The 14,146-nt window shown below is 54.5% G+C and carries 11 protein-coding genes and 6 pseudogenes; 9 read left to right on the top strand and 8 right to left on the bottom strand.

Annotated elements, in window-relative coordinates; all coding sequences use genetic code 11:
• Positions 1-106: 106 nt before the first annotated feature.
• A complete protein-coding gene (locus APH25_RS23460) occupies positions 107-811 on the top strand; it encodes an IS6-like element IS26 family transposase (protein ID WP_001067855.1) in 705 nt (234 codons plus the stop codon).
• Positions 812-853: 42 nt separating this feature from the next.
• Here APH25_RS23460 and arsB read toward each other — a convergent pair.
• The 6 genes and pseudogenes from arsB to APH25_RS26060 form a co-directional block, all read right to left on the bottom strand.
• A pseudogene (arsB, locus tag APH25_RS23455) lies at positions 854-1,819 on the bottom strand (arsenite efflux transporter membrane subunit ArsB); the annotation flags it as partial.
• A 48-nt stretch (positions 1,820-1,867) separates the two neighbouring features.
• Positions 1,868-3,619 (bottom strand): arsenite efflux transporter ATPase subunit ArsA, encoded by a 1,752-nt coding sequence (gene arsA, locus APH25_RS23450; RefSeq protein WP_001556710.1) that lies wholly within the window; start codon positions 3,617-3,619, stop codon positions 1,868-1,870.
• Positions 3,620-3,636: 17 nt separating this feature from the next.
• Positions 3,637-3,999, bottom strand: coding sequence for an arsenite efflux transporter metallochaperone ArsD (gene arsD / locus APH25_RS25295; protein WP_000783215.1), 363 nt, complete (start codon positions 3,997-3,999; stop codon positions 3,637-3,639).
• A gap of 47 nt (positions 4,000-4,046) precedes the next feature.
• A complete protein-coding gene (gene arsR, locus APH25_RS23445) occupies positions 4,047-4,400 on the bottom strand; it encodes an As(III)-sensing metalloregulatory transcriptional repressor ArsR (RefSeq protein ID WP_001114073.1) in 354 nt (117 codons plus the stop codon).
• A 463-nt stretch (positions 4,401-4,863) separates the two neighbouring features.
• Positions 4,864-5,079, bottom strand: coding sequence for a co-regulatory protein PtrA N-terminal domain-containing protein (locus tag APH25_RS26135; RefSeq protein WP_017849619.1), 216 nt, complete (start codon positions 5,077-5,079; stop codon positions 4,864-4,866).
• A 195-nt stretch (positions 5,080-5,274) separates the two neighbouring features.
• Positions 5,275-5,391: pseudogene (locus tag APH25_RS26060) on the bottom strand (type II toxin-antitoxin system RelE/ParE family toxin); the annotation flags it as partial.
• 262 nt (positions 5,392-5,653) lie between these two features.
• Here APH25_RS26060 and APH25_RS25280 point away from each other — a divergent pair.
• The 5 genes and pseudogenes from APH25_RS25280 to APH25_RS23420 form a co-directional block, all read left to right on the top strand.
• Positions 5,654-5,911: pseudogene (locus tag APH25_RS25280) on the top strand (MerR family DNA-binding protein); the annotation flags it as partial.
• Positions 5,912-5,954: 43 nt separating this feature from the next.
• A pseudogene (locus APH25_RS25275) lies at positions 5,955-6,200 on the top strand (transposase); the annotation flags it as partial.
• Positions 6,201-6,213: 13 nt separating this feature from the next.
• Positions 6,214-6,668: pseudogene (locus APH25_RS26055) on the top strand (DDE-type integrase/transposase/recombinase); the annotation flags it as partial.
• A 314-nt stretch (positions 6,669-6,982) separates the two neighbouring features.
• Positions 6,983-7,315: a DUF2790 domain-containing protein gene (locus APH25_RS23425; RefSeq protein WP_033979951.1), complete on the top strand. Its 333-nt coding sequence runs from the start codon at positions 6,983-6,985 to the stop codon at positions 7,313-7,315.
• 159 nt (positions 7,316-7,474) lie between these two features.
• Positions 7,475-8,235, top strand: a pseudogene (locus APH25_RS23420) (OprD family outer membrane porin); the annotation flags it as partial.
• A 36-nt stretch (positions 8,236-8,271) separates the two neighbouring features.
• Here APH25_RS23420 and APH25_RS23415 read toward each other — a convergent pair.
• Positions 8,272-8,541 carry a hypothetical protein gene (locus APH25_RS23415; protein ID WP_033979952.1) on the bottom strand — a complete coding sequence of 90 codons (270 nt, stop codon included), beginning with the start codon at positions 8,539-8,541 and terminating at the stop codon, positions 8,272-8,274.
• Positions 8,542-8,676: 135 nt separating this feature from the next.
• The gene (locus APH25_RS25270; RefSeq protein WP_011154388.1) at positions 8,677-9,726 is read right to left on the bottom strand and encodes a DNA-binding protein; all 1,050 of its coding nucleotides are present in this window, start codon (positions 9,724-9,726) and stop codon (positions 8,677-8,679) included.
• Between the two features lie 186 nt (positions 9,727-9,912).
• Here APH25_RS25270 and APH25_RS23400 point away from each other — a divergent pair, with 186 nt between their 5' ends.
• From APH25_RS23400 to APH25_RS23390, 3 genes are all read left to right on the top strand, one after another.
• The gene (locus APH25_RS23400) at positions 9,913-10,923 is read left to right on the top strand and encodes a tyrosine-type recombinase/integrase (protein ID WP_077747747.1); all 1,011 of its coding nucleotides are present in this window, start codon (positions 9,913-9,915) and stop codon (positions 10,921-10,923) included.
• 892 nt (positions 10,924-11,815) lie between these two features.
• Positions 11,816-13,123, top strand: a complete 1,308-nt coding sequence (locus APH25_RS23395) for a site-specific integrase (protein ID WP_060483559.1) — start codon at positions 11,816-11,818, stop codon at positions 13,121-13,123.
• 439 nt (positions 13,124-13,562) lie between these two features.
• Positions 13,563-13,982: a hypothetical protein gene (locus APH25_RS23390; protein ID WP_060483558.1), complete on the top strand. Its 420-nt coding sequence runs from the start codon at positions 13,563-13,565 to the stop codon at positions 13,980-13,982.
• Positions 13,983-14,146 lie beyond the last annotated feature (164 nt).

Below are 14,146 nucleotides of genomic sequence, written 5' to 3'. Positions count from 1 at the left end.
GGCAGTATCCGGACGGTACTATCGAACGCCGGGCCAACGGTACGGCACTGTTGCAAATAGTCGGTGGTGATAAACTTATCATCCCCTTTTGCTGATGGAGCTGCACATGAACCCATTCAAAGGCCGGCATTTTCAGCGTGACATCATTCTGTGGGCCGTACGCTGGTACTGCAAATACGGCATCAGTTACCGTGAGCTGCAGGAGATGCTGGCTGAACGCGGAGTGAATGTCGATCACTCCACGATTTACCGCTGGGTTCAGCGTTATGCGCCTGAAATGGAAAAACGGCTGCGCTGGTACTGGCGTAACCCTTCCGATCTTTGCCCGTGGCACATGGATGAAACCTACGTGAAGGTCAATGGCCGCTGGGCGTATCTGTACCGGGCCGTCGACAGCCGGGGCCGCACTGTCGATTTTTATCTCTCCTCCCGTCGTAACAGCAAAGCTGCATACCGGTTTCTGGGTAAAATCCTCAACAACGTGAAGAAGTGGCAGATCCCGCGATTCATCAACACGGATAAAGCGCCCGCCTATGGTCGCGCGCTTGCTCTGCTCAAACGCGAAGGCCGGTGCCCGTCTGACGTTGAACACCGACAGATTAAGTACCGGAACAACGTGATTGAATGCGATCATGGCAAACTGAAACGGATAATCGGCGCCACGCTGGGATTTAAATCCATGAAGACGGCTTACGCCACCATCAAAGGTATTGAGGTGATGCGTGCACTACGCAAAGGCCAGGCCTCAGCATTTTATTATGGTGATCCCCTGGGCGAAATGCGCCTGGTAAGCAGAGTTTTTGAAATGTAAGGCCTTTGAATAAGACAAAAGGCTGCCTCATCGCTAACTTTGCAACAGTGCCGCCCAAAGTCCTTTATCTGCCAGCACGTTCAACACACCGGAGAGGTATTCTGTTAGTCCGGCATTACGCAGACCATAGACCACCAGATACATTCCCAGAGAGAATATGACGATCTGCCATGGCGCACCGCGAAGCACTTTGCCAGTGTTAATGGCATGGCCTCGCTTCGCCACCGCAAACAGAATGACAGCCCCTACAGCAGCAATCGCACTGACCGGGATACCCAACGGCTCAAGGACGAAAAAGCCAACCAGAAGAAGGATCAACACTATCCAGCCGGTTCTGAAGGTTGCCAGATCTTTAATCGCTTTTGCCGGTGCTTTCAGGAGAGCCAGGTCGTAAGTTGGCGGAATATCTTTGCGGAAGAACAGATGCAGCATCACCAGCGTGGCGATAATGGCTGCGATATCCACCGGCACCATTACCGACGCATACTCAGTGAAACCCAGCCCAAAGAAGTCTGCAGAAACGATGTTAACCAGGTTGGACACGATAAGCGGCAGACTGGCCGTATCGGCAATAAACCCGGCGGCCATGACAAATGCCAGCGTAGTGCCTTTGCTGAAACCTAATGCAAGCAGCATGGCGATAACAATTGGCGTCAGAATCAATGCCGCACCATCGTTGGCAAACAGTGCCGCCACCGCTGCGCCGAGCAAAACGATATAGGTAAACAGCAAACGCCCGCGACCGTTACCCCAACGTGAAACGTGCAGCGCCGCCCATTCGAAAAAGCCCGATTCATCGAGCAGAAGGCTGATAATAATCACGGCAATAAAGGTCGCCGTCGCATTCCAGACAATATTCCACACTACAGGGATATCACCAAAATGGACTACGCCAGAGATCAGCGCCAGTACCGCGCCCAGCGTCGCACTCCAGCCGATCCCTAATCCCTTCGGTTGCCAGATAACCAAAACGATGGTCAGGACAAAAATAGCGCCTGCCAGTAACATAAATCCTCCAGACAGGACGGCTTTGCCGCCCTGTATATACAAAAAAAATTAAACAACCAGCTCTCTGAGTTTCTCGATGCCAGTGGGCTCTGCAGCCATTACCGGTACTAACGCTATGCGGCTTGCATGCTGGTTTTTCACAACCTCGATTTGAGGACGCTCTTGTAGGGCGCGCTGGCAAAGCAGCGGCGATTGCGTCTGTGCAATCGAAAGGCTGTTATTGATAATCCAGCCCCAGGGATGAATCCCCGCACGTTCAAGATCGGACTGCAGGTTTGCCGCTTCCAGTACAGGTGTGGTTTCAGGCAGAGTGACCAGCAAAACTTTGGTACGTTCCTGGTCCTGAAGCTGCATCATCGGAGTGGTAAAATGACCTTTATCCCCCATCTTCCTGGCAATCTCACGGTGATAAGCCCCGGTAGCATCAAGCAGTAATAGCGTATGCCCGGTAGGTGCCGTATCCATGACCACAAACCGTTTGCCAGCTTCACGAATTACGCGTGAAAACGCCTGGAACACCGCAATCTCTTCTGTGCAAGGAGAACGTAAATCCTCTTCGAGCAGCCGTTTCCCAGCCTCATCCAGATCCCTGCCTTTCGTCTCAAGAACATGCTGACGATAGCGTTCAGTTTCATCGTGAGGGTTGATTCGGCTGACCTGCAGATTTTTGAGGCTGCCATTGAGCGTTGTACTGAGATGTGCAGCAGGATCTGAGGTGGTGAGATGCACATCAAAACCCTTATCCGCCAGACTGACGGCGATAGCCGCAGCCATTGTGGTTTTGCCCACACCACCTTTGCCCATCAGCATAATCAAACCGTGTTCACTGCGGGCGATATCATCAACCAGGACAGACAACGACATATTCTCTGGCTTGTTCTGTGGGCTTTGTTCAGGAAGCGATGTTATCTCAGCGTGTTCGTTGAGCAGGCCTTTCAATGCGGATACACCAACCATGTTCAGCGGCTGCAGGTATAAGTTGTCTGTCGGCAAATCAGATAACCCGGCAGGAAGATTTGCCAGCGCCTCTTGCTCCCGTTGCCATATTGCAGCGGCCAGTGCATCACGTTCTGCTTCGCTCGCAGGCAGGACACCGTTAATGACTAAATACTGATTTTTAAGGCCAATAGCTGATAATTCGTCATGAGTACGAGCGACTTCCTGCAGTGTTGATTTTTGCAATCGCGCGACCAGCACAAGGCGAGTTCGTTCAGGATCGGATAATGCCTCAACCGCATGAGCATATTGCTCGCGTTGTTTTTCCAGCCCAGCCATTGGACCAAGACAGGAAGCACCATCCGGGTTACTTTCGATGAAGCTGCTCCAGGCTCCGGGAAGCTGAAGAAGGCGAATAGTGTGGCCAGTTGGGGCAGTATCAAAAATGATGTGATCAAAGCGGGTCAGCAGAGAAGCGTCAGTCAGTAAGCCAGTAAACTCGTCGAATGCAGCGATCTCTGTCGTACAAGCTCCTGAAAGCTGTTCACTGATGCTGTTAACAACGTCATCAGGCAAAAGACCTTTAATAGGGTCAACGATTCTGGCGCGGTATTGCTGGGCGGCGTCCTGCGGGTCAATCTCCAGAGCCGAAAGACCAGACACAGCAGTCACGGGCTGGATAGTGTTACCGATAGTCTGATCGAATACCTGACCGACATTGGAAGCCGGGTCGGTACTGACAAGCAGAACACGCTTTCCCAGTTCAGCCAGACGTATAGCCGTTGCGCAGGAAATCGAAGTTTTGCCTACACCTCCCTTACCGGTGAAAAACAGGTAAGACGGGATATTCTCTAAGAATTTCATATGTCCTCCTGACATACTCAACAACAGGAAGTTTTACCACCACAGCAACTGGTGGAAGCTAAACCCACCTTTTCCAGCGGTATACCAAACCAGCGAGCCAGTTCAGCGCGTTTTGGGTATCGCCCGGCCATCACCGTTTCACCATCAAGCAACAGCAGCGGAAGCCCTTCAGCTCCAGAAGCCTCAAGGAATGCTTTCGCTTTTTCGTTCTCAACGAAGCTCATAGGCTGCTGCGCCAGGTTATAACGTTCGATCTGAACCCCACGCCCTTTCAGCCATTGCACATCAGCAGAAAAATTGACCAAAACCTGATCGACATCTGAACCACAAACGCCGGTACTGCAGCACATCGCCGGATCAAACACCGTTAACATTTTCATCTTTAACACCTCATATTCGTAAAAACATATATGTACAGGCAAAATTTTTAGATACAAACAGCCTTACCGCTGCCAGAGCAGTTGGCCGATGCCAGCTTACGGGCGATGGCCTGTACGTCGTCCTGTTGACTTAACCAGGCCTGCTCAATCACCAGGGCAGCCCAGGAAGGAATATGCGGGGATAAGCGATAATGAACCCATTTCCCCTGCTTGCGATCCAGCAACAGGCCACTTTCCCGAAGCATCGCCAGATGGCGGGAGGTCTTGGGTTGTGATTGTTCCAGCGCTGTGCAGAGATCGCATACGCACAGCTCCCCCATCTCCCTGAGCAGTAGCACGATACCCAGGCGGGTTTCATCAGATAGTATTTTGAAAAGTTGTAGGGATGCAATTTCTGGCATTATGTACTCCTGCTATGAATGGGTATTGTCTCTCCACCAAAACAAGAAGTCAAAATCATATGTGTTTTCTCGCATGTGAGTGCAGGTGTCACTATGCGGTTGAAAAACGACCTGATGTGCGATCGTTACGTTAGTTGGGTAGGTAAAAAAGTCATTTGAGGCTAAAACATTGCTTAGTGCGGGCTTTCAGTTCATAGAGAAGAATGAATAATATCAATTATAACAATTGGTTATTTCCTTAGCGTACGTTTTCGTTCCATTGGCCCTCAGACCCCTTAACCGAGGATTTCCCGTTGCGTAAGGCGCCCCTGTTGGTCGGCTTGCGCTTAGAAAAAAGCGGCGCTCAATGAGCGCCGCTGAATGGCCAAAGGAGCACTTGCAAAGGGCACAGTTTGGTATTGCTATTTGCCCTCGCGCCTCAGCAGAGTGGGCTCACGTTGCATCTGGTCGAGTAGCACAGGCTCTACTTTGCAGGCGGACAGGCGGGCTGCGCTTCGCTACGGCCTGCCGCCGTGGGGCCCAGTTGCTTAATCTCCTTGACGGTTTCCGCCACCAGGGTCGCTTCAGCCCTCTCGCGTGCAGCAATTCGCTCAATCGCTCGGTCGCTCCCGCCCTCGGCCCATACGGTGGATGACAGCAGAGTCGCACCCACTACCAGCAGCAGTCTTAGGTGTTTCATAACGGCGATCTCCTCTCGGGTTTTCGATCCACGATTCAACTCTACCTCCGTAGTTAAGTACGGAATCAAGGAGAGAGGAGATGAAGGTCCTGGATTATGGCGCTGAGAGGAAATGGCAGGGCTCCGCCATGAAGACGGCGATTGCTTCAGGGCCGTCTAGGGCTGCTGCTGGGTCGTAGTCGTAAATTTTTTCGCTCATTCTGACCTCCACTCGCTGGCGAGTTTTTTAGCCGCTTCAATATCACGGCTTTGGCTGCTTTTGTCGCCGCCGCACAACAGCAAAACGAATTCATCACCTCGCTGCTGGAAATAGGGGTTGGGGGAGCAACGGAACAGAAAGTGCACTTAAGCTCAGTCGCTGCCCCGCAAACCCTTGCAACGTCTGGATAGTTTCGAAAAACGACCGTTTTATGAAACCGTTTCCGCTATCGCGAGGAAAGGTCACCAACACCCGAAAATCAGTGCAATAAACCTTTCTCACGAATCAAAGTTCGTTAATTCGCAGTCGCTGACGAGTAAAACGAACTCTAATTCGGCTTACGTTGGTTTTCAGTTCCATTGCTCCCCAACCCCCGATGTCGCCCGGGTGAAATTCGTAAAGTCCGCGCAACGGCTGGGCTTTAGCCTCGAAGAAGTGGCCGGGCTGTTGAGGCTCGATGACGGCGCTCACTGTGATGAAGCGCGCGTGCTCGCCGAGCAGAAGCTTGGGGATGTGCGTGGCAAGCTCGCGGATCTGCGACGGATCGAGTCTGTTTTGGTGCAACTGGTTCACGACTGTTGTGCGAGCCACGGGACCGTTTCCTGTCCGCTAATCGTTTCGCTGCATGGATAAAACGCTCTGCGTTGGCCAGTGGTTGTGAAGGGAACCAGCGGACAAGGTCTACGGCTGCCGCGGCTGTGAAGCCGCACCGGTCACCGCCGACAAACCGGCTCAACTGATCGAAAAGAGCATGGCCAGTCCTAGCGTCCTGGCGATGCTGTTGATCACCAAATACGTCGATGGTCTGCCGCTGCACCGCTTCAAAAAAATCCTCGGTCGTCACGGCGTCGATATCCCCCGCCAAACCCTGGCGCGCTGGGTGATCCAGTGCGGCGAGCACCTGCAACCGCTGCTGAATCTGTCTACGAAAACAGCCCGGCGTGCCGCGTCGGCACGAAGGCCGTATTGCGGTGCAAACCAGCGATACGCGTTGGTGCTCGGACGGCTTTGAGTTCCGCTGCGAGGACGGAGCCAAATTGAGCGTAACCTTCGCCCTGGACTGCTGTGATCGCGAGGCCATCGGCTAGGTCGCGAGCCCGACCGGGTACAGCGGCGATGATATCCGCGACTTGATGCTGGAAAGCGTGGAGAGGCGCTTCGGTGATCAACTGCCCGCCACGCCGGTGCAATGGCTAAGCGATAACGGCTCGGCGTACACCGCCGACCAGACGTGCCTGTTTGCTCGACAGATCGGCTTGCAGCCGGTGACCCCCCAGTTCGCAGCCCGCAGAGCAACGGCATGGCCGAGAGCTTCGTGAAGACGATCAAGCGTGATTACGTGGCGCACATACCTAAGCCGGATCGAGAAACGGCACTACGTAACTTGGCCAATCCCTGTGATCCTGCGTGGTCGTCTTACTTTGCCCAACGTCGAGCTGCGATAGACGTGGATTGATTGCCCGGTACTAGACCATGGTGCTGACGAAAGACTTGAGCCGGATGAGGCGCGACTCTCATGCCCGGTTCTTTGGGGGCGGTGGCGCAGTAATGCGCTGCTGTTACCCGACGAAAGTGTACTTAAGCCCTACCATCTTATCTCGGCGCCATAAACCAGGACCTTCATCTCCTCCCTCCTTGATTCCGTACTTAACTACGGAGGTAGAGTTGAATCGTGGATCGAAAACCCGAGAGGAGATCGCCGTTATGAAACACCTAAGACTGCTGCTGATAGTGAGTGCGACTCTGCTGTCATCCACCGTATGGGCCGATGGCAGTTCCGATCGCCTGTACGGTAAGATGATCCAGGCCAACGAGCAATCCATGCGCGAATACGCTAGCGCCCAAGGCAAGAACCCGCCAGAAGTCACTCACTACCGCTATGGCATGAAGCTCGACATCGCCAAGGTCATTCACGTCACGTCGACCAATGGCAACTGCGATGTGATGCCTGCGCAAATGACCTACGAGGATTCGAGCGGAAACCTGCATATTCTGGAGTACCGCGTATCAGGAACGGACTGCAGGAGCCAGCACTGAGCATTGTTGACGTGTTGCTGACGGAAAAGTAATTTTCACGTCACCCTGACGTTATTTTGCATGTGGAAGTATGTAAGAAGCGCACCCGGCTATGCCCGGCGCGCTTCGGCATATACACAACCGCACAATGAAAAATCTGCCAAAACATCAAGAGCGTTTATGAACAACAAGGCCCTGTTGGGACTTTCTCAGATCGTCTTGAGCATCAGCGCTGCGCAGGCTGCAATGGCCGCCGAGGAAAAAGGCGAGGGATTCATCGAAGGCAGCAGCCTGAGCATCCTCAATCGAAATTTCTACTTCAACCGTGATTTTCGCAAAGGCCAGTCCAGCAGTACAGGAAATGGCTACTCGGAAGAATGGGCCCACGGAGTCATAGGCCGATTCGAGTCGGGCTCGGCCAGGCCGAGGACAATTACTCCAAGCTCGGCGGCGCCGTAAAGACCCGTTTCCTGGACACTGAAATCAAAGTAGGCGATGTCTTCCCTGTCACGCCTGTCGTGCAGTACGGCGATTCGCGACTGCTTCCGGAAAGCTTCCGCGGCGTCACCGCATACAACACCAGTGTCGAGGGCTTGGTGCTACAGGGCGGACGCCTGCACGCGATGAGCCAACCCAGCTCCAGCAGCATGCGGGATGATTTTGCAACCTTCTACGCAGGCGAAGTCGGCTCTCCGTGGATAGTCGGCGGTGATTACACACCCAACGACAACCTTGGCTTCAGCCTTTACACCAGTTGTCTCAAGGATGCCTGAAACCAATACTATACCGGCACTACCTGGAGCTACCCGCTTGCAGATGATGTCGCCTTGGTCGGTGGTTTGAATTACTACAAGGCCGTCGATGAGGGGAAGCAGCTCCTCGGCAGTTTTGAGAACGATATCTGGAGCGGCAAGGTCGGCCTCCGTGTCGGGGCGCACACCGGCGAGGGACGGAGACGGCCGACGTGAACCAGATCGCTATTGTGCCTTGCTATCGCCCTTCGGGGACTCCATTCCAATGTGTTGGTTCATGTTCTCCATCATTGTATTGCAGTTTTTCATCATCTTGGACATTTCCTGCATGTCCATCATCGGCATATGGTTGCCGTCCATCATGTGCATGTCCTCACCCTTATTTGTCTCGGCACTGCTTTGGGCGGGGGCTTTGGCCTGTTCGGCAAATCCCGTGGCAACAGTTCCAAGGGCTATGAAGGTAGCAAGGACGGTGTAGGTAATGGCGTTACGCATGGCGACTCTCCTCATCTACGACCTTGGTTTCCAGCCAGGCTGTGTATTGAAGAGTTGATTGCTCCACTGTCCTCCTGTTTGGCTCCTTTGGTTTGGAGGATGGTTTCAGGCGCCTGAGGTAGGCGCCTTTTTCGGTCAACAAGTCTTCGGCTTCATCGCTCTGGACTCTGCGAGCTGGCTTGACAGCACCGCGTTGTCTTGCACGAGAAGCTGCTTTTCTGTGGCCAACTGGCTCAATTGGCTTTCAGTTTGGCTTAAGCGTTCCGCCAGCAGGCTTCGCTCCCGTTCATTGACGGCCAGGTAAGTCCGCGTCTCAGCCAAACGCTGCTCACCTTGGCCATGGCGCTGCTCCAGTGCCTGATGCGACTGTTGCAAGTCGGTGAATTGAAGTAAGACGTGTTCATGCGCAATCTGACTCTGCGCGAGCGTCGCTTGCGTCGTGAGCAGGGTGCTCTCTAGACGATCATGGTCCTGCACCAGGCGTTGTTCCTGCGCCTGCAGTTCGCCCAGGCGGGTTTGCTGCGCGAGCAGACGCTGCCGGAGCGCTGCCAATTCGTGTTCCAGGCGCTGCTGGCGTTGCTCAGTGGCCTGGCGCTCGTCGCTGCGTTGTTGCGCGACCGATGCCTGGTAGTGCTCAAACTGCTCCCGCGCTTGTTGCAGTTGCCGGGTCAGTGCGGCCGCCTCGGCGGCGCGGTCAGCCAGACGTTGTTCGAGCCCGGTCTTTTCACTGCCCAGGCTGGCCAGGGCGATCTCCTGACGCTGCAGGGTGTCAGCCAGCCCCTGGCTGCGCGTAGTGGCTACGGCAAGTGCCTGGGCCTGCTGCTCCTGAACGCTGAGTTGCGCGTCGCGCTCGACGAATGCCTGCTGCAACTGTTCCTGCAACGCGTCGGCCTCTGCCTGGTGAGCCGCTACGGCCTGCTGGAGTTGGACGGCCGCCTCCGCCTGAACTTTTTCGTACAGTCCTTTCAGCGCCAGGACCAGCTCCGCGGGCAATCCCAGTTCGGCCTGGGCCAGCGTGCCGGGATGCGCGGCTTTCCAACGCTTTAACAACGGAGCAATCGTGCTTTTGCTGCCCGTCCCACCCAGGGCGACGCGGATGCTGTCAATGGTGGGGTTGTGGCCCGCAGCCACCAGTTGGGTGGCCGCCTGGGCAACATGCAGGTAGAGGACGCCGGAACGGGCCATGAACACCTCGGATTTTTTCGTACCGTATTATGGAAAACGTAATACCTCGATTTAAGTACAGAATAGTTCAGCCGACTGAGACCGTCAGTTGACCCACGATAAGCGCGGTTATCGTGAGTTAAGTCATCGCGATCGAGGGTTGTGTCTATAATCTGCGGTACACATGGCCTAAACAGGCGCTTCGTGATGACAGCCGGCAATAATGACGAAAACCTCCCCACCAGGCGGCACGAAGAGCCGACAGTACTTGCGCGTACCCCCGGTACGCTCACCACCCCCGAACAATTGGCTGAGCAACATCAGCGTTTTCTCGCCGCCGCGACAACCGACAACACCCGGCGCACCTACCGCTCGGCCATTCGCCACTTTCTCGCCTGGGGCGGCGTGCTGCCGTGCGATGAAGCCGCGCTGATTCGTTATCTATTGTCTTTTGCGGAAGTATTGAACCCGCGCACCCTGGCCCTGCGCCTCACGGCGCTGTCGCAATGGCACCGTTATCAGGGTTTTCCTGACCCTACCGCCAGCGCCACCGTGGGCAAAACCTTGCGCGGTATTGAGCGGGTGAACGGGCGGCCTCGACAAAAAGCCAAGGCCCTGGTCCTAGAGGATCTCGAACGCATCGTGGTGCACCTGAACACGCTCGACGGACTGGCGACACTGCGGGACAGTGCACTGCTCCAGGTCGGGTATTTTGGTGCGTTCCGGCGCAGCGAATTGGTCACGCTGGAGATGCAATACCTCGAGTGGGAGCAGGAAGGTCTACGGATCACGCTGCCCCGTTCCAAGACCGATCAGGAGGGCGAGGGACTCGACAAGGCGATCCCATACGGCGACAGCATCTGCTGCCCCGCGACAGCGCTACGCCGGTGGTTGGACGCGGCTCAGATCGTTCAGGGGCCACTGTTCCGGCGCATCAGCCGCTGGGGCGTACTCGGCGAGGTGGCACTGCACGAGGGCAGCGTGAATACCATCCTGACGGCACGTGCCGAAGCCGCAGGGCTGTTGTATGTGCCCGAACTGAGCAGCCACAGTCTGCGTCGGGGACTGGCTACCAGTGCGCATCGGGCTGGGGCGGATTTCCTTGAGATCAAACGACAGGGTGGCTGGCGGCACGATGGCACCGTACACGGCTATATCGAGGAAGCTGGAGCTTTCGAGGAGAATGCGGCTGGCTCGTTATTACGACGCAAACCGTAGCCAAGGTTTGTAAGCAGGGCTGGTTAGAATCCCAAGTGGCCACCCTCTATTCTCGACCGTCCTTCCGCAGCACATGAGCAGTTCCCTTAAAAACAGTTACTTACAGAACGAATGTCCTAATTTTTGGCTTATCTCGGCACGCCCCCTCATCCACGAACGACGCTCCGGGCCGTTTTCCTGCGAACGCGACGATAATGCGGACACTTTCCAAAGCCCGCCCTGAGCAACCACTAGGCGGAATCCCCATTTCTGCTGTCTTCGGTGTTATGTGCAGTCAATGCGGACACTTTCCGAAATCGACCTGCACGACAATAATGCGGACACTTTCGAATGAATAAGCTTTAAATGTGGACACTTTCGGGAGCCAAATGGACATTGGGTGAGGAAGCGTATTTATGCTTATATTGCCACTTCACGCCAGTGACTAAAGAGCCTTAAATAGGCTTCCTCATCCTACAAATAATATAAAGGGAATTCGCATAGCTCCTAGGCCCGCCCCTCAAGGTGGCGACTGAAGCGAAAATAACAATATTCTTATAAACCGAAATTTATCTGGGCGACAAGGAATTACCAATGCCTGACGCTGCCAGATGCGAATTGGTCATATATGACGCAGCCAGGCAGATCCACAATCCGAATGTCGCTTAATTCGTTTCTTGCCATATGTCAAGCAAGCATGATAGTCACTGACGGATGGAGTGGATGGGCGAAAAATTTGCCGAGGTTGCGGCCGGCCAAACTTGGCGCTACTATCCGGCAATTCCCATTAACTATGGCCAGTCGATTGAAGTGAGTAATTGAAGCGGGCGGTGCAGGAGGTAAAAACTTCCTAAAACAGCCAGATTAGGAAGTTTCAATTGCTGACGTCGACCGCCCTTATACGGTATGTAAGATGACCTGCAATCCCCGGCCCATATTTGAATCTCACAGTGATTTCGTTGATCAATATTTCACTGTAGGCCGGCCATCGATCGCCAGCGTAGCGCGATTTTTGGAAGGCTTTGCTCCCGAACTCAAGGCCATTCCAGGGTTTCTGGCCATCAGGGGCTATCTGAGGTGTTATGCCGACAACGCGCTTACATACAGCACGTACCGAGGCCACGTTGAGCGGCTATTTCTCTGGGCGCTGATCGTCCGCCAGAAGCCTGTGCACGAGTTGAAACGGCTTGATGCCGAAGCGTATCTTGAGTTTTGCAAGCACCCGCCAGCCACTTGGGTTGGGCCAGTCATTCGTAATCGGTTCATTTCAGAAGATGCTTTAAGTAGTGCTGATCAGCCACCGGGCCTGGAATTAGCGGCCAACCCAAAATGGAAGCCTTTCACACTGCGCGCCCCGAAACAAAATCGCAGCCTAAGTGAAAGTTTTGTGGATAATTCGTCGACCGACTATCACTCATCAACCGGTAGCATGAGCAATGTATTTAAGATTGCAAACGGCTTTTATGAGTATCTAGTGGAAGAAGAAATCGCCAGTTCGAATCCGTTTCGCAAGGTTACTAAAAAGGGGCAGTACAGTTCATCTCTGCTAGAATCCAGCACTTCTCGGGCGTTAACCCCTTTGCAATGGGATTATGTGATTGATACTGCAGAATCCATGGCCGCTGCTGACCCAAGGAAACATGAGCGCACCCTATTCGTGCTCGTTACGATGTTTAGCATGTATTTGCGCATATCGGACATCGTAGGGCGTACAAACTGGCAGCCCACCATGGGGGACTTTCGTCTAGATGCTGATGGGAACTGGTGGTTCCATGTTGTGGGTAAGGGCAACAAGTCCGGAAAAATCGCAGTGCGTGATGAGTATGTAACGAAGTATCTCACAAGGTACCGTACTTTCATTGGACTGAGTCCATTGCCTACTTATCAGGAGAAAACTCCACTCCTGAAAACGCTGAGCGGTCGCCCAGGCCTCTCGGATCGACAGGTGCGCGCCCTCCTCCAAACCGTTTTTGATCAAGCGCTCGTCAGAATGCGTGAAGAAGGACGTGAGCCTTATGAAATGGACAGCCTGCGCGTAGCATCATCGCACTGGCTACGTCATACCTCGGCGACCTTTGATGCGCCGTTCAGAAACGCGAAGGATCTCCAGTACGACCTGAGGCATTCCAACCTGGCGACTACCCAGAACACTTACTACCACTCACATGATCAAGAGCGAGCGCGGTCGGTCAAGCACTTAGGAACGCGAGACAGAGGCTGATGCTGCGCTGCCCTGCTCTTGCGTCACCATCTTGATACTGCTAATCACAGCGTCAACAGTAGTGCCCGGGCGTCTCCCTGCGTGAGCTTCAGCGTACCGGTAGCCGGGGCGGCGGAAAACGGCCTGAGCGCTGATACCTACCCTTGATGTCCGCCAAGCCCTGGCCCGCGATAGCATCGTGGGCAAAAGGGCCAATTCGAGATCACTATCGCGGTGAAACCAGTCGCAGGAACTCCTGTGGGCTGGGCACTGCCTGCGGCATGGCTGTCGTGAACCAAGCCCCGACTGCGTCTGGTCTTGGCCCTCCGGGCTTCCATCCTCGTGCTTGCGCGCTCCGCTTGCCTTCAGGAGTGCCCGGACAGACATCATGCGACTTGTTGCGGCGACGCTGTCTCCATGGGCATCATGAAATAAAATAACAACAATAAAGGCAGCACCTATGACCTCCCCGATCGCCACCGTTTTCGCCTTCATCCCGCAGCAGACTCATGCCTCAAACGCTCCGCAATCTAGTAAGAAGCTGGACAGCCAGGTGGAATCAATTTTCCAGGCAATTGGCATTTCCTATTCGATCCTAGACAGGATGATTGCCCACGACCCCGGCTGCGCGCATGCAGCTGCTGAGTTCTTCGTGACAACGCTTATGAAGGACGGTTGGTCACGGAACACATCGCATCGGTTAGTGAATGAGACCGACTGGCAGCACCGGATGTATCGAGCATGGAGCTTTTTGAACGCCGAGAACCGCGGGATCGCAGCGGCGCTCGACTATGAGGTGTACCAAAACTATTGGCCAAATCTGGAATTTTGCGCGGATGGGTTTGAAGGGAAGATGGAGCGTTGGATCGCCGGGGCTTGAATCGACCATTGGCGACGGTTGCGTTGCGCTAGTCTGCAGCATCCTGCCGTTCCGAGGGCCTAGTACTGGCATGCTTCGGGTCGGCAGTGTTCTGAACTGCACGACTCAGCGCCAACTGCTCTTGCATCCATTGGCCTGCCAATTTGAACTCCTGCATCATGTCC

Source organism: Pseudomonas sp. NBRC 111119 (assembly GCF_001320125.1).
In the GTDB taxonomy this organism is placed as follows: domain Bacteria; phylum Pseudomonadota; class Gammaproteobacteria; order Pseudomonadales; family Pseudomonadaceae; genus Aquipseudomonas; species Aquipseudomonas parafulva.
This window is presented reverse-complemented; position numbering and strand designations above follow the sequence as displayed.

Bases quoted from the DNA above. Each gene is read 5' to 3' on its own strand.
- APH25_RS23460 (WP_001067855.1), top strand. From the start codon at position 107: ATGAACCCATTCAAAGGCCGGCATTTTCAGCGTGACATCATTCTGTGG.
- arsA (WP_001556710.1), bottom strand. From the start codon at position 3,619: ATGAAATTCTTAGAGAATATCCCGTCTTACCTGTTTTTCACCGGTAAG.
- arsD (WP_000783215.1), bottom strand. From the start codon at position 3,999: ATGAAAATGTTAACGGTGTTTGATCCGGCGATGTGCTGCAGTACCGGC.
- arsR (WP_001114073.1), bottom strand. From the start codon at position 4,400: ATGCCAGAAATTGCATCCCTACAACTTTTCAAAATACTATCTGATGAA.
- APH25_RS26135 (WP_017849619.1), bottom strand. From the start codon at position 5,079: ATGAAACACCTAAGACTGCTGCTGGTAGTGGGTGCGACTCTGCTGTCA.
- APH25_RS23425 (WP_033979951.1), top strand. From the start codon at position 6,983: ATGAAACACCTAAGACTGCTGCTGATAGTGAGTGCGACTCTGCTGTCA.
- APH25_RS23415 (WP_033979952.1), bottom strand. From the start codon at position 8,541: ATGCGTAACGCCATTACCTACACCGTCCTTGCTACCTTCATAGCCCTT.
- APH25_RS25270 (WP_011154388.1), bottom strand. From the start codon at position 9,726: ATGGCCCGTTCCGGCGTCCTCTACCTGCATGTTGCCCAGGCGGCCACC.
- APH25_RS23400 (WP_077747747.1), top strand. From the start codon at position 9,913: ATGACAGCCGGCAATAATGACGAAAACCTCCCCACCAGGCGGCACGAA.
- APH25_RS23395 (WP_060483559.1), top strand. From the start codon at position 11,816: ATGACCTGCAATCCCCGGCCCATATTTGAATCTCACAGTGATTTCGTT.
- APH25_RS23390 (WP_060483558.1), top strand. From the start codon at position 13,563: ATGACCTCCCCGATCGCCACCGTTTTCGCCTTCATCCCGCAGCAGACT.